General features: G+C 28.1%; 18 protein-coding genes and 1 riboswitch. All 18 genes read right to left on the bottom strand.

The window, feature by feature from the left end; translation table 11 throughout:
- Positions 1-10: 10 nt before the first annotated feature.
- Positions 11-892: a YicC/YloC family endoribonuclease gene (locus tag O212_RS0107970; protein WP_024614594.1), complete on the bottom strand. Its 882-nt coding sequence runs from the start codon at positions 890-892 to the stop codon at positions 11-13.
- 175 nt (positions 893-1,067) lie between these two features.
- Positions 1,068-2,432 (bottom strand): NCS2 family permease, encoded by a 1,365-nt coding sequence (locus tag O212_RS0107965; protein ID WP_024614593.1) that lies wholly within the window; start codon positions 2,430-2,432, stop codon positions 1,068-1,070.
- Positions 2,433-2,506: 74 nt separating this feature from the next.
- A riboswitch (purine riboswitch) is annotated at positions 2,507-2,604 on the bottom strand.
- Positions 2,605-2,707: 103 nt separating this feature from the next.
- Positions 2,708-3,706, bottom strand: a complete 999-nt coding sequence (locus tag O212_RS0107960; protein ID WP_024614592.1) for an asparaginase — start codon at positions 3,704-3,706, stop codon at positions 2,708-2,710.
- A gap of 209 nt (positions 3,707-3,915) precedes the next feature.
- Entirely contained in the window at positions 3,916-4,311 is a 396-nt protein-coding gene (locus O212_RS0107955) for a PBECR2 nuclease fold domain-containing protein (protein WP_024614591.1), read from the bottom strand.
- A gap of 121 nt (positions 4,312-4,432) precedes the next feature.
- A complete protein-coding gene (gene spoIVA, locus O212_RS0107950) occupies positions 4,433-5,911 on the bottom strand; it encodes a stage IV sporulation protein A (protein WP_024614590.1) in 1,479 nt (492 codons plus the stop codon).
- 125 nt (positions 5,912-6,036) lie between these two features.
- Positions 6,037-7,032, bottom strand: a complete 996-nt coding sequence (locus tag O212_RS0107945; RefSeq protein ID WP_024614589.1) for an NAD(P)H-dependent glycerol-3-phosphate dehydrogenase — start codon at positions 7,030-7,032, stop codon at positions 6,037-6,039.
- A gap of 2 nt (positions 7,033-7,034) precedes the next feature.
- On the bottom strand, positions 7,035-8,351 hold the full coding sequence (der, locus tag O212_RS0107940) for a ribosome biogenesis GTPase Der (RefSeq protein ID WP_024614588.1): 1,317 nt from the start codon (positions 8,349-8,351) through the stop codon (positions 7,035-7,037).
- Positions 8,352-8,355: 4 nt separating this feature from the next.
- Positions 8,356-9,687 (bottom strand): DUF512 domain-containing protein, encoded by a 1,332-nt coding sequence (locus tag O212_RS0107935; RefSeq protein ID WP_024614587.1) that lies wholly within the window; start codon positions 9,685-9,687, stop codon positions 8,356-8,358.
- A gap of 167 nt (positions 9,688-9,854) precedes the next feature.
- Positions 9,855-10,511 carry a phosphate signaling complex protein PhoU gene (phoU, locus tag O212_RS0107930; RefSeq protein ID WP_024614586.1) on the bottom strand — a complete coding sequence of 219 codons (657 nt, stop codon included), beginning with the start codon at positions 10,509-10,511 and terminating at the stop codon, positions 9,855-9,857.
- A 21-nt stretch (positions 10,512-10,532) separates the two neighbouring features.
- Complete coding sequence (pstB, locus tag O212_RS0107925) at positions 10,533-11,282, bottom strand: phosphate ABC transporter ATP-binding protein PstB (protein ID WP_024614585.1); 750 nt, start codon at positions 11,280-11,282, stop codon at positions 10,533-10,535.
- Positions 11,283-11,291: 9 nt separating this feature from the next.
- The gene (pstA, locus tag O212_RS0107920) at positions 11,292-12,176 is read right to left on the bottom strand and encodes a phosphate ABC transporter permease PstA (RefSeq protein ID WP_024614584.1); all 885 of its coding nucleotides are present in this window, start codon (positions 12,174-12,176) and stop codon (positions 11,292-11,294) included.
- A gap of 1 nt (position 12,177) precedes the next feature.
- On the bottom strand, positions 12,178-13,068 hold the full coding sequence (pstC, locus tag O212_RS0107915) for a phosphate ABC transporter permease subunit PstC (RefSeq protein WP_024614583.1): 891 nt from the start codon (positions 13,066-13,068) through the stop codon (positions 12,178-12,180).
- Positions 13,069-13,095: 27 nt separating this feature from the next.
- Positions 13,096-13,974 (bottom strand): phosphate ABC transporter substrate-binding protein, encoded by an 879-nt coding sequence (locus tag O212_RS0107910; protein WP_024614582.1) that lies wholly within the window; start codon positions 13,972-13,974, stop codon positions 13,096-13,098.
- Positions 13,975-14,171: 197 nt separating this feature from the next.
- Positions 14,172-15,845, bottom strand: a complete 1,674-nt coding sequence (locus O212_RS0107905; protein ID WP_024614581.1) for a HAMP domain-containing sensor histidine kinase — start codon at positions 15,843-15,845, stop codon at positions 14,172-14,174.
- Between the two features lie 6 nt (positions 15,846-15,851).
- Positions 15,852-16,550: a response regulator transcription factor gene (locus O212_RS0107900; RefSeq protein ID WP_024614580.1), complete on the bottom strand. Its 699-nt coding sequence runs from the start codon at positions 16,548-16,550 to the stop codon at positions 15,852-15,854.
- Positions 16,551-16,561: 11 nt separating this feature from the next.
- Positions 16,562-17,296: a peptidoglycan editing factor PgeF gene (gene pgeF, locus O212_RS0107895; protein ID WP_024614579.1), complete on the bottom strand. Its 735-nt coding sequence runs from the start codon at positions 17,294-17,296 to the stop codon at positions 16,562-16,564.
- Between the two features lie 162 nt (positions 17,297-17,458).
- On the bottom strand, positions 17,459-17,911 hold the full coding sequence (gene nrdR / locus O212_RS0107890) for a transcriptional regulator NrdR (RefSeq protein WP_024614578.1): 453 nt from the start codon (positions 17,909-17,911) through the stop codon (positions 17,459-17,461).
- Positions 17,912-17,991: 80 nt separating this feature from the next.
- The gene (locus O212_RS0107885) at positions 17,992-18,270 is read right to left on the bottom strand and encodes a YlmC/YmxH family sporulation protein (protein WP_024614577.1); all 279 of its coding nucleotides are present in this window, start codon (positions 18,268-18,270) and stop codon (positions 17,992-17,994) included.
- Positions 18,271-18,338 lie beyond the last annotated feature (68 nt).

Below are 18,338 nucleotides of genomic sequence, written 5' to 3'. Positions count from 1 at the left end.
TGCCTCCTAATTATTCTATATTTTGCACTTGTTCTCTAATTTTTTCAATTAGATTTTTTATATCAATGACTATATTTGTCATTTTCATATCATTTGATTTTGAAGCAATAGTATTTGCCTCTCTATTCATTTCTTGAACTATGAAATCCAATTTTCTTCCTATTGGTTCATCTAATTCTAATGTATTTCTCATTTGTCCTATATGACTTCTAAGTCTTATAATTTCTTCATCTACTGTAGCTTTATCTGCAAATATAGCTATTTCTACAGCTATTCTATTTTTATCTATTTCAATACCTGAAGTTAAATCTTTTATTCTATCTTCCAATTTAGATTTATATTCAACAGGAACTAAATCTGCAATTTTCTCTATAGAATCAACAAGATTTTCTATAATTATAAGTTTTTCTAATATGTCTTCTTTTAGTTTTTCTCCTTCTCTTATTCTCATTTCAACCATTTTATCTAAAGCTGATTCAATAAGAGATTTTATTTCACTAAATATTTCTTCAATATTTTCTTCTTTTTCAACTATTGAAATAACATCTGGGAATCTAGCTATTTTTGTAGCAGTTATATCATTTAAAACTCCAAGTTCATCTGATAATTTTTGCAAACATTCAAAATAACTTTTAGCAAGTGTTTCGTTAAGTTCTGCAATAGCTTCTCCTTTGTGAAAATTTTTAATATTTATATAAACATCAACTTTACCTCTGTTTAATTTTCCACTTATAATTTTACGAAACTTTTCTTCAAGTTGGAACATTGACTTTGGCATTCTTATATTCATATCTAAATATCTATGATTTACACTTTTCATTTCTATTGAAAATATTCTCTCTAATCCTTCTTCGCTTCTTGCTCTACCGAAGCTTGTCATACTCTTAACCATTTCTAAGCCTCCTCATTACTAATATTATTTCAATTAGCATAAGTACATATTATTTTAGTACGACACTAAAGTCAATACTTTGTTTACAAATTGTTAACAAATTGTATTTTAAACATAAAAAAGCTGATAGAATCAAAATACTATCAGCTTTACAATTTAAATTATATTTTTAATTTTACAATACAAATAATTTTACTAAGAATATTAAAGCTAAAACAATCATTACAATTGATACTTTTTTCTTCTTATCTTTTTCTTTTATAAAGACTATATTATATAAAACATTTACAAATACATAAGCTAAAACACCTAAAGTTAATCCATCACCAATACTATAAGTTAATGGCATAGCAGCTATTGTTACAAAAGCCGGGAATCCTTCTGTAATTTCTTCAAAATCAATATTTTTACAAGCTCCAAGCATTAAATATCCAACATATATTAAAGCAGGTGCTGTTGCACAAGCAGGTATTGCTATAAATATAGGAGAGAAAAACATTGCAGCTAAAAATAGTAAACCTGTTGTTACTGATGTCCAACCAGTTCTTCCTCCTGCTAAAACTCCAGTAGAACTTTCCACAAAAGTTGTAACTGTTGATACTCCCATAACAGCTCCTGTTGTTGTTCCTATTGCATCAACCATTAACGCTTTACTAGCATTTGGTATATTACCTTTTTCATCAAGCATACCAGCTCTTGATGATACTCCAACTAATGTACCTATTGTATCAAAAAAATCAACAAATAAGAATGTACAAACTATAGTTATAAAAGTTCCTATATTGCTTGGATTCATAATATATCCAAAATCTAACTTACCAGCAATAGGAGCTATACTTTCAAATTTTATTATTCCATCTGGTAAAAATATGCCAAGACTTGCTGCATATTCTCTATCAAATAAAGCATATCCCCATGCAATAACTGTAGATACTACTATTCCAAATAAAATAGCACCTCTAACTCCTTTTTTATCTAAAATAGCTATTACTACAACTCCGATTAATGCAACTAACACTGTAGGCACATTAAAATCACCTAATGATAAAAAGGTATCTTTATTAGCTACAACAATATCACTACCAGCAAGACCAATAAAAGCTATAAACATCCCAATTCCGGCAGTAACTGCATATTTCATATTCATAGGTATAGCATTAACAACTGCTTGACGAACTTTAAAAAGTGACATCAATATAAATATTATACCTTCTACAAAAACTGCTGTTAATGCAATCTCCCATGATATCCCTTTTCCTATAACAACTGAAAATGCAAAATACGCATTCAGTCCCATACCTGATGCCAAAGCAAAAGGAAGATTTGCAAAAACTCCCATAAGTATTGTTGCAAAAGCAGCTGATAAACAAGTTGCTGTTACAAGTGCCCCTTGATCCATACCTGTAGCACTTAAAATATTAGGATTAACAGCTATTATATAAGCCATAGTTAAAAACGTAGTACATCCTGCTATAATTTCCTTTTTAAAATCCACATTTTTATTTTCTAAGATCTCAAAAAACTTTTTTTCTTTTTTCATTTTTATTCCCCCCACAAAATGAAAAAGCTGTTATGAATTAAAAGACAACTCATAACAGCTTTATTTTAATTAATAAATTAAAATAAATCACTCATAGCTAGATATTTAAGGTATCTGGTAGACACGATGAACCATATTTTCATCATATATGAGTTAATCTTTACAATATGAATTGTACATAATATAACGAATATTGTCAATATTTTTTTAATTATTATTCATACAGTCCCGAACTTTATTATTTTTAATCATCTTAGCTATTGTTAATAAATATTTTAAATTTGTTCGTGCTCATATAATCCTTGTTCAAATAAGTTTCTTATTTCCTCTTGATTTTTATTAGCATTTATAGCAGCTAATAATTTTATTCTAGCTTTTTGTCCTGGCATATTATCTCCGAATATTACACCTAAATTCATAAGATGTTTTCCGCCACCTTCATATCCATAACTTTCAAAGACTCTACCTTCAAAACATCTAGATACAAGAACTACAGGTATATTCTTCCCTATAGCCCTTTTAACTCCATCAACCATTTGAGGAGGTATATTTCCTCTACCCATACCTTCTATAACTATTCCTTTAAAACCTTTTTCTATAGCAAAGTCTAAGTAAGATGAATCCATTCCTGCAACACATTTAATAAGCGCTACATCCTTGTCCATATTTTTAGGATTTAATTTTTCTCCTTTTTTTCCTTTTCTATAAAAAATAACTTTATTATTATCTACTATTCCAACTGGACCAAAATTAGGTGTTCTAAAAGCATTTAAAGCCATTGAATTAGCCTTTGTTACCTCTCTTGCATCATTTAACTCACCGTTAAAACATACAATTACTCCTCTTCCTATAGATTCTTTAGCTATAGCTGTACATATTGAAGTAGCCAAATTAAATGGTCCATCATATCCAAGTTCCGAACTACTCCTCATAGCTCCAGTTACTACTACAGGTTTTTTAGTTGTAACAACTAAATCTAAAAAATATGCAGTCTCCTCTAAAGTGTCAGTTCCATGTGTTATAACTATTCCTGAAATATCTTCTCTATCTGCTAACTCCTGTACAAAATTTGCTAATTCAAGCATAAGTTTTGGAGTTACATGAGGAGATGGTAATGAAGAAAAATTAAAATTTAAAACCTCGGCATAATCTTCTATACCAGTTACCATAGACATTATTTCTTCTCCACTAAGACTTGGCACCGCTGCCTTTATTCTATCATCAACTTTCATTGAAATTGTTCCACCATTAAAAATAACAGCTACTTTTTTCATTGTAATACCTCCTGTTTTCTTTGGTAATAAAAAGAACTTTTGGATTTACCAAAAGTTTTAATAAGTTTTTGGTAGGTCGGCATTAAAATCCTACATCTCTGTTTACTAAAATATTAGCGCATGAGGAGCCTTTTCTCACCTCAAAAACTTCACCTATACTATTATACATACTTATTTAAATATTTTTCAAGTAGGTATTACTGTTTATCTTATGCTGCTATCTTAAGCTTTCCACTATATATTTTATTTTTCATTTTATTTTTTGTTACAGGATACATGCTAGAAACATAAATATAATTATTATTTAAATCAACTTCTAATACAACCATAATGTAAGCATCTATTTTTTTAACTAATTCTAAAGCTCCAGACTCTTTTCTTTTTTTATTCATTCCTATAAAATCTGGATTACTTATTATTCTTTCAATTATTATTGTTAAATTATCTTTTATATTTCTAGTAAGTTGTTTTCCATGTTTCTTTTTTATGTGTTTTAATACACCTGGTGAAGCATAGACATTTCCATAAAACTCAAACCCTATGCTTTGTGCAATTTCTTTATTTATAGAGCCAACTTTTTTATAAGTTTTATATTTTTCAATCATGTTACCTCACCATGCCTTTTTATTATATTAAATATCTCACTATATATTATTCCAATTTAATTTAATATGATAATATAATTAAACGGTTAGTATAATAATTTAGAATACTAACCGTATTTTTTTATAATATTATGCAGATTAATCCGCCATTACCTTCATTTATTATTTTTTGAAGTGTTTTTTGAATTTTTATCTGAACATCTTCAGGCATTTTATATAATTTATTTTGAAGCCCTTCTTTAACTAATACTTCTAAAGATTTACCAAACATATTACTTTGCCATAATGTTCCTGGATCATTTTCAAATTGCTCTAACAAGGATTTTACTAAATCTTCAGATTCTTTTTCTGATCCCATTATAGGACTAATTTCTGTTTGAATATTTGCTTTAATAAAATGCAATGATGGTGCACTAGCTTTTAATTTAACCCCATATTGTGAACCATGTTTAACTATTTCAGGTTCTTCAAATTTCATTTCTTTAAGTTGAGGTGCTACTAATCCATATCCAGTTTCATTTACATCTTTTAAAGCATCCTTTACTTTATCATATTCTTTTTTAGCCACATTAAGTTCTTTTACTATTGATAATAAATCATTCTCTGATTCTACATCAAGCTCACAAACTTCACTTAAAACCTTGTAAAATACTCCTTCTTTAGGTTTCATAGAAACATTTGCTGTACCAACACCTAAATCTATCTCCTTAACTAAAGTTTCTCCTAAAAACTCTTCATCACATAAAGTTTCAAGAGATATTTTTATATCTCTTATTTTTGATATGTTTTTGCTCATACTTCTTATTATGTTAAAGAAATCTTTTTTTAGCCAATGTTCAGACTCTAATTTTTCAAGCCATTCTGGCATATCAATGTTTACTTCTTTTACAGGAAACTCTTTTAATACATTTTTGAATAACTTTTCTATATCTTTTTCCTGCATATTTGCTATATCCATAACTTGTACTTCTACATTATACTTTTCTTCCATCTCTTTTCTAATATCTTCTGTTTCTTTAGACTCTCCTCTTGCGCTATTAAGTACTACTACAAACGGCTTATTTATAGCCTTTAATTCATATATAACTCTCTCTTCTGCTTCAACATAATCTTCTCTATTAAGACCTGTTATACTTCCATCTGTTGTTATAACCAAACCTATAGTTGAGTGATCTGTTATAACTTTTCTTGTTCCAATTTCAGCTGCATCTTCAAATGGAATTTCATAATCATACCAAGGTGTATTTACCATCTTTAAATTTTCGCCTTCGATATAACCTAATGCTTCTTTTACTATATATCCTACACAATCTACCATTCTAACTTTGAATTTTATCTCTTCATCAAGATTTATTTCAATAGCTTCATTAGGTACAAATTTTGGTTCTGTAGTGTGTATCATTTTTCCTGATCCACTTTGTGGTAACTCATCTTTAGCTCTTTCTTTTTTAAATTCATTTTCTATCTTTGGTATTACCATAAGATCCATAAACTTCTTTATAAAAGTTGATTTACCTGTTCTAACTGGTCCAACAACTCCTACATATATGTCTCCTTGGGTTCTTTCTGATATATCTTTATAAATTTTAAAGTTGTCCAAGAAATCCCCTCCTAACTATCTGTAACAGTATATATATATTCTAAATTTAAAATTTATATACTATTTTATAAAATATTTTTATTATAATTTAAAAATAAAAAAGCAACCTAAAAAGGTTACTTTTTTTAATGAGTTTCATTCTTTTTTTCTCTAAGCATTAATTCGCTTACAACTTCTTTTGGACATTTACCATTAAACAATACATCATAAAGCCCATCAGTTATCGGCATACTAACTCCTATTTCACTATTCAATTCATGAAATGCCTTACATGCCTTTACTCCTTCAACTATCATTCCTACTTCTTTTAACGCATCATCTAACGATGCTCCTTTTCCTATAAGAATTCCAGCTCTTCTATTTCTTGAATGCATTGATGTACATGTAACTATCAAATCTCCCATTCCTGTAAGACCAAAGAAAGTTTCTGCTTTTCCACCAAGTGCCATTCCAACTCTTGAAATTTCTTTCATTCCTCTTGTCATAAGTGCGGCTTTTGTATTATCTCCATATCCAACGCCATCACCAACTCCAGCTGCAAGTGCAATAATATTTTTTACTGCACCTCCAATTTCAACACCTATAATATCTTCATTAGTGTATATTCTAAGGCTAGGTGTCATAAATAATTCTTGAACCTTTTCTGCATATTTCATATCAGTTGATGTAGAAACTAAAGTTGTTGGAATTTCAATAGCAACTTCTTCTGCATGACTAGGTCCTGATAAAATAACTACTGGATTTTTTGGTGCTTCATCACTTATAACTTCTGATAATCTCTTATTACTACCTGGCTCAATCCCTTTAGCAATAGATATTATTATAGTATCTTCACTTATCTTTCCTTTTAATGATTTAGTAACATCTCTTATAACGTGCGATGGAACGGCTAAAACTACATATTCAGCATCAAATACTGCCACATCTAATTTATTAAATGCCTTTATATTTTCTGGTATCTTAAGTCCCTTTATATATTTGTCATTTCTTTTTCTTATATTAATATCATTACAAACTTCAATATCTCTATCAAATATATTTACACAATTATTTTTTTTTGCAAGTTGAATTGCTAACGCTGTACCAAAACTTCCTCCACCAATAAATGCTACCTTACTCATAACTACATTTTCCTTTCTCTATACTCTACTTCTATACCAGTTCCTTCAAAGTCAAAACTTTGTCTAAGCTGATTTTCTAAATATCTCTCATATGAAAAATGTGTTGCATTTTTATCATTAACAAAGAAGATAAACTTAGGTGGTCTAGTTGCAACTTGTGTTGCATAGTATATCTTCATTCTCTTAAGTCCTACTATTGGTGGCTCTTTCATAAGAACAGCTTTATTTATTACATCATTTAATATACCTGTTGATATTCTCTTTGAATAGTTATCATAACACATTCTAGCCATGCCTAAAACTTTTTGTGTTCTTTGTCCAGTAAGTGCTGATATGAAAAGGTATGGTGCATAACTTAAGAATTTAAGCTTCCCTTGTAATTCTTTTTTGTATTTATCAAGAGTTTTATCATCCTTTTCTATAAGATCCCATTTATTAACTACAACCATTATAGCCTTGTTTAATTCATGAGCATATCCTACAATCTTTTCATCTTGTTCTGTAATTCCTTCTTCTGCATCTATCATTAGTATACAAACGTCAGCTCTTTCAATAGCTGTATAAGTTCTTACAACACTATACTTTTCTATTTCTTCTTTTACTTTGCTTTTTCTTCTTAATCCAGCTGTATCTATAAGTATAAATTTGCCTAAATCAGTTTCTAAGTATGAATCTATAGCATCTCTTGTTGTTCCTGGAACATTAGATACTATAACTCTCTCTTCTCCTAAAAGTTTATTTATAAGTGATGATTTACCTACGTTTGGTTTACCAATCATAGCTATTCTTATATATTCATCATCCTCTTCTTCTGTGTTTAGAGCTTCAAAATGTTTAACAACTTCATCTAGCATATCTCCAAGTCCTAAACCTTGAGCTGCTGATATAGTTACAGGATCACCTATACCTAAGTTATAGAATTCCCAAGCATTATCCTCTTCTTTTAGAGAATCAATTTTATTAACAACTAAAACTACAGGTTTCTTACTTTTTCTAAGCATAGTTGCAACTTCTCTATCAGCTGCTGTTAAACCTTCTTTACCATCTACTATAAATACTATAACATCAGCAGTCTCTATAGCTATATTTGCTTGTCTTCTCATTTGTTTTACAATTATATCGTCTCTTTCAGGTTCTATACCACCTGTGTCTATCATAGTGAATTTATAGTTAAGCCAGTCTGCTTCTGCATAAACTCTATCTCTTGTAACTCCTGGTGTATCTTGAACTATTGATATTCTCTTTCCTGCTAATCTATTAAATAATGTAGATTTACCTACATTTGGTCTTCCAACCATTGCAACAATAGGTTTTGCCATATTCCTATTCCTCCTCGTTATAATTATTTATTAAATCTATAAAACCATCTCCTGAGTAATCACACACTAAAACTTTAACATTTAAAGCTTCTTCTAACATATCAATTGTTGTGTCATCTAACATTATAAGTTCCTCTGGAGCTAATTCATAACCTCTTCTGAACATATTATCTGGCATTATAAGATACGGAGTATCTATTTCGTCCTTTAACTGTTCTATAATATCTTTTCCAGTTAAAAGTCCTGCTACAGTAATAGTTTTGCCAAAAAAGTTATTAACTATCTTTTTAACATTTATTTTTATATTATTATTTTTTTGCATTATGCTATCAATAGCTTTCTTTATTTCATCATAAGCTAATGCACCTGTTACTACAGTATAACTACCTTTTTTATTTATATCTAAGTTTTCTAAATCTCTCTTTATAGCTTCTCTATAATAACGAACTGTTCCAACTCCATCTTCTAATTGTTCAAATCCATTATAAAAATCTTCATTTGGAACATCTTGATTTGCAACTAAGTAAAACTCATCTGATAGTCTTACAAAAGGTTCTGATACTTCATTTATAAATTTTTCTTGAAGTTTATTTACCATTTCAATTGTTTCTCTTGAAGTTTCTTTAGTAAATGTATTTACATGTGCTAAGTTTTCTCTAAACTTTGTTATACCAATTGGAACAACAGCAACATTATTAACTTGTGGATAAAGAGTGTAAAGATCATTTATAGTTCTTTTAAGTTCTTCTCCATCATTAATACCTGGTACACATACTATTTGTGCATTCATATAAATACCTGCATCTTTAAGTCTCTTCATTCTATTATATATTTCTCCAGCAAATCTATTGTTAAGCATCTTAACTCTAAGTTCCGGATTTGTTGTATGAACTGATATATTTATTGGACTTATTTTATATCTGATTATTCTATCAATATCAGCCTCTTTCATATTTGTTAATGTTACAAAATTACCTTGTAAAAATGATAATCTTGAGTCATCATCCTTAAAATAAAGAGTATTTCTCATTCCTTTTGGAAGTTGATCTATAAAGCAAAAGATACATTTGTTACTGCAACTTTTCGCTTTATCCATTATACCACCTTGGAATTCAAGTCCTATATCTTCTCCATAATCTTTTTCTATTTCTACGTCCCATATTTCACCATAAGACTTTTCAATTTGTATAGTTAAATCTTCATCAACAGCTAAAAATCTATAATCAATAATATCTTCTATTTCTTTATTGTTAATTGAAAGAAGAAAATCGCCTGGTTCTATTCCAACTTCTTCTGCAATACTATCAGGAAGTACACTTTTTATTAAATTTTTCATATTTTCACTCCCCTTTTTATAAACTAGTGTATCTTTTGTTATATTACATTAATATATGTAGTTAGTCAACAAAACTCGTCAAAAAGGACATTTTTATAAGCTTAAAATTAATTTAATTAATTTTAAACAGTTAAAAACCACACTTCAATAATTAGTGTGGTTTTTCTTTATACATTTAAATCTACATATTCTCCTTTTTTGCTAAAGATTATCCATTCACAAATATTTGTAACATGATCACCTATTCTCTCTAAATATTTAGCTACAAATAATAATCTTGTTCCATCTTCTATCTTATTTTCATCATTTTTAATACATAATAATGTATCTTTAAATGTTTCCTTATATAAAAAATCTACTTCATCATCTAATTTGCATATTGCATAAGCAGATTCTGCATCTCTTTCATCATAAGCTTTAATAGCTAAAGTTATCATATTTTGAATTTTTTCTTCCATAACCCAAAGATCTTTTGCTTCTATTGGGCACGTATCTCCTTGAACTTCTTTTGCAATTTTACATATATCAACTGCATGATCTGCCATTCTCTCTAAATCAGTTACTATTTTAGATGCAGTAAATACTCTTCTCAAATCTTTAGCGACAGGCTGTTCTGTTGCTATAAATTTTATACATTCTTCTTCAATTACTTTTTGAAGATTATCAACTTCATCATCATTTTTCATTACATTTTCAGCTAATTTTTTATCTCTATTCTTTAATGCTTTCATACTATCTTTTATCTGATTTTTTACTATATCAGTCATAACATCTAGATTTTCATTTATTTCATATATTCTTTGATTTTGGGATTCTCTTCTCATATAACCACCTCTTAAGTATTATTAACCAAATCTTCCTGTAATATAATCCTCTGTTCTTTTATCTTTTGGCTTATAAAATATGTCTTCTGTTTTTCCATATTCTATAACTTCACCATTTAAGAAGAATGCTGTTTTATCTGCTATTCTTCCGGCCTGTTGCATATTATGTGTAACTATTATAACCGTATATTCCTTTTTTAATTCTTCAATTAAATCTTCTACTTTATTAGTTGATATTGGATCCAATGCTGATGTTGGCTCATCCATTAATATTATTTCAGGAGATACTGCAAGAGTTCTTGCTATACAAAGTCTTTGTTGTTGACCACCGGATAATCCCATTGCACTCTTTTTAAGTCTATCTTTTGTTTCATCCCAAAGAGCAGCTCCTTTAAGACTTTTTTCAACAATTTCGTCTAACTTCTTTTTATCTTTTATACCATGTATTCTTGGACCATAAGCAACATTATCATATATTGACATAGGGAATGGATTAGGTTTTTGAAAAACCATACCTATTCTTTTTCTAAGATCAATTACATCATAATCATCAAATATATTTTCTCCTTCAAATAAAACTTCGCCTTCTATTTTTACTGAATCAATAAGATCATTCATTCTATTTATAGTTCTTAAAAATGTTGACTTACCACAACCTGATGGTCCAATAAGTGCAGTAACTTCATTTTTATTAAATTTCATAGTTATATTTTTAAGTGCTTTATTAGTTCCGTAATAAAGATTTAAATTTTTAGTTTCTATTATACTCATATGTTCCTCCTATTTACCACTATATGCTTTTAACATTCTATTTCCAATTAATTTTGCTAATATATTAAATAATAATACCATTATTATAAGTACAGCAGCAGTTCCATTCGCTATAGCTGATGCATCTGGAACTACACCTTCTGAATTTAATTTCCATATATGAACTGCCAATGTTTCTGCTGGTCTAAAAAGTGAAAATGCTGATGTTTTCCCAACTAAATTCACATTATCAAAGTTAAGAGCACCTGAACTTAATCCTGCAGTATATAAGAAAGCTGCTGCCTCTCCAAATATTCTTCCTGATGATAATATAATTCCAGTAAGTATATCTCTCATTGCAGTTGGAAGAGTAACTTTCTTTATAGTTTGCCATTTAGTTGCTCCAAGTCCTAATGATGCTTCTTTTACTTTTTTTGATGCATGTCTTATTGCATTTTCTGATATTCTAGTCATAGCAGGAATATTTAGTATACTAACTGATAGCGCACCAGCTATTAATGAATATCCCCAACCAGCTAAATTTACAAAAACTAAAAGACCAAACATACCTATTACAATTGAAGGTAATGAAGACATAGTTTCAAGAGATAATCTAATTATTCTTAAAACAACACCTTCTTTAGCATACTCTGCTAAGTATATTCCAGCTCCAATTCCTATTGGAACCGTAATTAATAATGCTATTACTAACATATATAGTGAATTAAATATTTGAGGCCCAATACCTCCACCAGCACTTGTCATTTTTGGATTTCCAAATAGAAATGATGGAGTAAGCATACCTATTCCTTTATAAAAAATATAAGCGATAAAAGCTCCAAGTAGCGTTACTATAAAAATCGCTATTATATAAAATATTATCGTTGCTACTTTATCTATCTTCTTTGCATTCAACTTAATTAGCTCCTTTCTTTTCTATTTGTCTAACTATTAATATAAATATAAATGATATAACTAAAAGAATTAATGCTAAAGTCCATAATGCATCATTCCAAGCTGAACCTGATACTGTATTTGCCATATCCATTGTTAATATACTAGTTAATGTTGCTGATGGTGATATCAAACTATTTGGCATTTTAATAGTATTTCCTATTACCATTTGAACTGCTAAAGCTTCTCCGAAAGCTCTTGCTATTCCAAGAACTACTCCTGTAAGTATTCCTGATTTAGCTCCTGGAGTTATTACATTTTTTATTGTTTGCCATCTTGTAGCTCCAAGTCCATAAGATGCTTCTATATGTTCTTTTGGTATTCCCTTTATAGCATCAATAGCTAATGTTGCTATAGTTGGTAAAATCATAAGGGATAAAACTATTATTCCAGCCAAAAGAGAAAATCCAATACCGCCAAACTTATCTTTTATAAATGGAACTAATACAGAAACTCCTACCCAACCATAAACTACTGATGGAATACCTACTAATATTTCTAATGCAGGCTTTATTAATTTTTCTCCAAAACCTTTAGATATTACATTAACAAAAATCCCTAATGCAACAGCAATTGGAGCACTTAAAAGCACTGCTCCTAATGATACCAATGTAGATCCTAATATGAAGGCAAAAGCTCCAAAGGTTTTAGGGCTACCTGATGGATTCCAGTTATTTGTAAATAAAATTTCTGTTAAACTGTATTCTCCTTTAGTGAATGTTTGTATCCCCTTAGATCCTATAAATAATATTATTGATACTGTTATTAAAATTATTAATATCCCACAAAAACTCGAAAATCCTTTTCCTAAATATTCATTTAATAGCCTTTCTTTGAAACTTCTTTTCTTCATATTCCTCATTCCTATCTTTATTGCTTATTATTTTTCTTTTATTTCGCTTCCAGGAATTAATCCTAAATTATTTATACTCTCACTATTTTCACTACTTCCTACAAAATCTATAAATTCTTTTGCAAGCCCATTAGCTTCTCCCTTTGTATACATATGTCCCCATGACCAAAAATCATAATTTCCAGCTTTAATATTTTCAGTATTTGCTTCTTTTCCATTTATTTTAACTAGATTTAATGAATTTTTAGCATCTTCATTGTTCATATATGAAAGTGCTACATAACTTATTGCTCCATCATTTTGTTTCATAGCATTTAACACTGCTCCGTTACTATCTTGTGTTGCTCCTATTGAATCATTTTCTAACTTTTTATTTCCATCTAATATTTTCTCTGTAAAAGTTGCTCTTGTACCTGATGATGCTGGTCTATGAACTACTAATATTTCCATATCCTTTCCCCCAACATCTTTCCAATTTTTAACCTTTCCTGAGAATATATCTTGTATTTGTTTCTTTGTTAAATTTTCTATTCCTGAATTTTTATTAACTACAATCCCAAACCCTTGTGCTACAACTTTATGATCCACTAATTGACTTGCTTGATCTTTTGTAAGTTTGTCTTCTGCATAAACATCTGAATTTCCTATATTAACTGATCCTTCTAAAACTTGTGTAAGACCTGTTCCTGAACCTCCTGCCTGTGCATTTATAGTGTTTCCTGGTTTAATTTCATTAAATTTCTCTATTGACTGCTCCATAAGAGGTAGTAATGCTGATGATCCACTTATTGTTATGGAACTACCTTCTGCTTGATTGTTTCCTGAACCTCCACAACCAACAAATAATCCCCCTGCTACAGTTATTGCCAAAGTTACTACTAACATTTTTAAACTTTTCTTTCTCATAAAATTTAACCTCCACAAAATTTACTTTACTTACTTTCTTTTTTATAAATTGTCTATGTCTTAATAATATCTTTTGAAAGTTAAGGTATTATTATACTGAAGTTAAGTTGTTTTAGAATGATGTTAAATAAATTTAACAATTGCATAAAAAATAAAAAGATAAACTTTTAAATTGATAAAAGTTTATCTTTTTTTGTTTATATATGTTTTATTTTTAATGTAAATTCTGTTCCTTCACCTACTTTAGAATCAACTTCTATTTTTCCTCCAAAAGTTTTTACAATATGTTTAACTATAGCAAGCCCAAGTCCTGTTCCACCACTTTTTCTTGCTTTATCAACCCTGTAAAATCTTTCAAATATTCTAGGAAGATCTTCCTTTGGTATTCCAATTCCATTATCCTTTACTTTAAAATAGTAATAGCCTTTACTTGAAAAACTTTTTACATCTATTTTAGTATTATCATTAGAATATTTTATAGAATTTTCTATTATATTTATAGCTATTTGAAGAAACTTATCCTTTTGTCCTAAAATAAGATTACTATTATCAGATTCAAAATTTATAGATATATTCTTTTTCCTAGCATGTTCATTTAATATATTTATTGCATCTGTTATTATTTCATCTGGAAAAATCTCTTCTAATTCCTCTATAGGATTATTTTCTAAATCCGAAAGAACTAAAATATCACTAATAAGCCTAGTAAGCCTTTCTGTTTCTTTATCTATTATATTTAAAAACTTAATTTTAGTATCTTCATCTTCAACATATCTTAATGTTTCAGCAAAACCTTTTATTGATGTTAAAGGAGTTTTTAATTCATGAGACACATTAGCAACAAACTGACTTCTCATATTTTCAAGTCTTTTCATTTCAGTTATATCTTGAATTGCAATTACTCTTCCAATCCTTTTATATCCATTTATAACCATAGCTTTCTTTATTTTTAGAAATCTTCTAAATGGTCTTTTTACTTTAACTTGAGTTTCATCCACTATCTCATTACTCAATATTTCCTTTATTCTTTTATCTTCAATACATTCATTTAAAAGTTTGCCTGTAACATCTACATTTATTCCAAATATTTTTTGTGCATATGGGTTTATAGTAATTATTCTATCTTCATTATCAACAGCTATAACTCCACTTTGCATAGATTTTAATATTGACTCAAGCCTATTTTGTTTATCAACAACTTCATTTATTTTACTTTGAAGCTGGTCTGCCATATTATTAAATGTTTTACCTAGTTGTCCTAATTCATCATTAGATACTACATTTACTCTTGTTTGCAAATTTCCATGAGCAATTTTCCAAGTAACACTCTCTAAATGCTTTATAGGATCTACTATTATTCTAACTAGCTTTAATGCTAAAGCTATTGATAATAGTAAAACTATTATTAAAGCTATAATATAATATTTAGTATTTTGTGCTTGAAATATATTGGTTGTTGGTTCTTCAACTCCACTTCTTATTACATCCCCATTAGCAAGTCTAGTTGAACAATAAATCATATCACTTCTTCTTTTTTCATTATATGTATCTAAATAACCTACACCTTTACTCTCTGCCTCTTTTATTGATTGATCTCCACTTAAATTTCCTTTATTGCCTGATGAATCAAACTTTATATTTCCATCTTTATCAACTATAGTTAATTCTATAACTTTTCCATTTATTTTAAACAATCCTAAATTGCTTGTCTTTTCTATATCCAATTCAGAAATTATAGAATTATATTCTTTTAGCATACTTTTAGAATTTTCTATTTCTTGTATACTATAAAGAGCCATAAATGAAGATGTTATTATTACTAATGCAAATATTACTGTTATTATTACAGATGTTATTATTTTCTTCTTCATACTTTACTACCCATTAAATCTATATCCAACCCCTCTTATGGTTTCTACAAGCTTAGGGTTTTTATCATCTTCTTCTATTTTTTTTCTTAAATATCTAATATGAACATCTACAGTTCTAGTTTCACCAATATATTCATATCCCCATATTTTATCCAATAACATTTCTCTTCTTAGTATTTTACCTTTATTTTTTATTAGTACTTCTAAAAGCTCAAATTCTTTTAATGTCATATCTATTCTTTCATTATTTATAGTAACTTCATGTCTTTCAAAATCAGCTTTAAGTCTACCATTATCATATATATCTTCCTTTTTGTTTGATTCTAAAGAATTACTTCTTCTTAAAACTGCTTTAACTCTTGCTAAAAGTTCTCTAACAGAAAATGGCTTTGTTATATAATCATCAGCTCCAAGTTCTAATCCTAATATTTTATCTAACTCTTCCCCTTTTGCTGTTAGCATTATTATAGAAATATTACATGTATCATTATTTCTTTTTATTTCTTTACATACATCAAATCCATCCATTCCAGGTAGCATTAAGTCTAACAACACTAAATCAGGTTTTTCATTTTTTGCAATATTAAGCCCATCTATTCCATTATTTGCCCAAATAACTTGATATCCTGCATTTTGTATATTAAATTTTAAAAGTTCTAATATATGTTCTTCATCATCTACTATTAATATTTTTTCTTTTGACAATTTAATCCCTCCTATTTTAATATTGCAAATGTAAATAATCTTCCATATGATCCATCTGATTTTCTATATGAGTGTAATTTTATCTCCTCTTCACAATAAGTACATAATGGAATACTATTTATATTTTCATCTTTAACTCCAAAATCTTTTGCATCCTTTTCTATACAAGATTCTAAATTTAAATTTCTTCCATCAAATAATATATCTTTATCTATATCCTTTTCTTCTATAAACTTTTCTTTAAGATCTTCTGAAATTTCATAACAACATTTTCTTATATGTGGTCCTATATATATCTTTGTATTTTTATGATTAACTCCATAAACTTTTGTCATCTTATCTAAGCAAACCTTTGTTATAGATTTAATAGTTCCTTTCCAACCACTATGAACTGCTCCTATTACACCATACTCTTCATTTATAATAATTACAGGAACACAATCTGCTGTAAAAACTCCAATTAAAACATTTTTTAAGTTAGTAATTATACCATCAGCACTATTTTCATTAAAGTCTTCTTCACCATTATATATTAAAACTTCATCTGAGTGTATTTGCTTTAAATATATTACTTTGTCTACATTAAAATCTTTCTTTAAACTATTTAAAGTTTCTAATCCATCAGAAGTATTTCTATTAAAACTTCTATTTTTTTCAGCTGTTGAAAATACAACTGAAGTTTTTTCATTATCAACAATTAAAAAGTCATCTTTTTTATAAATATTATTTAAATTTATTTTTTTCATTTTTCTCCTCCAACTCTTTTAATATTATTTTAACATTTACTGAAATTATTATCTATTTAATAAGATACTTTTTTACTTATCTTTAACGTAAAAAAACTCCTTAAAAGCTTAAAAACTTCTAAAGAGTTAACTTCAAATATATTTAATTATTAAATTTTTGCTCTAAGACTTAATTAATCTATTTATTTCTTCCATAAAGGTATTAATATCTTTAAATTGCCTATAAACAGAAGCAAATCTAACATAAGACACTTCATCTATCTTTTTCAACCTATCCATAACCATTTCTCCTATGTAATTTGACTGAACTTCCGTCATCATTTTATTTGATATAGTCTTTTCAATATCCTCTGCAATATCCTCTATTTGCTTACGTGAAATAGGTCTTTTTTGACATGCTATTATTAATCCATTTACTATTTTTTCTTTATTAAAATTTTCTCTAGTTAAATCTTTTTTTATAACTAAAATTGGAATATCCTCTACTTTTTCATAAGTTGTATATCTTTTATTACAATTTAAACATTCTCTTCTTCTTCTTATTGTAGTATTATCATCTGTTGATCTTGAATCGACTACTTTACTTTCTTGAAAAGAACAAAAAGGGCATTTCATAGATAATTCCCACCTTTCTGTACAGTAATTGACTATTCTATATGGTTATTATACATATTTTTTTCTTCTCTGACTAGATATTATCTGTAAATATTGTCATCTCTTCCTAGAATATTTGATTTATCCATTGATACTAGTATTACATCTATTCCTATTTTCTCTATATTATCCCAGGGTATCTCTATTTCTTCTCCCCTAGAAAACCATCCCTTATTTTCTCCTGGGATAATTAATGATTCAACTTTATCATTCTCACAATCTAATTTTATATCCACAATAAATCCTAATTTTGTTCCAGAATTTATATCTATAACCTCCATATTTTTCATAGAATTTATTGAATGTAAATTTTCTTCCATATATAATCCCCCTCTCTATGTTAAATTTATATTCATTATTTTATAAATTATTATATTTACATAAAAAA

The sequence above is a fragment of the Clostridium sp. Ade.TY genome, from assembly GCF_000498355.1.
Lineage (GTDB): Bacteria > Bacillota > Clostridia > Clostridiales > Clostridiaceae > Clostridium.
The sequence above is the reverse complement of the archived record's forward strand: the minus strand, read 5'-3'. Positions and strand labels throughout refer to the sequence as shown.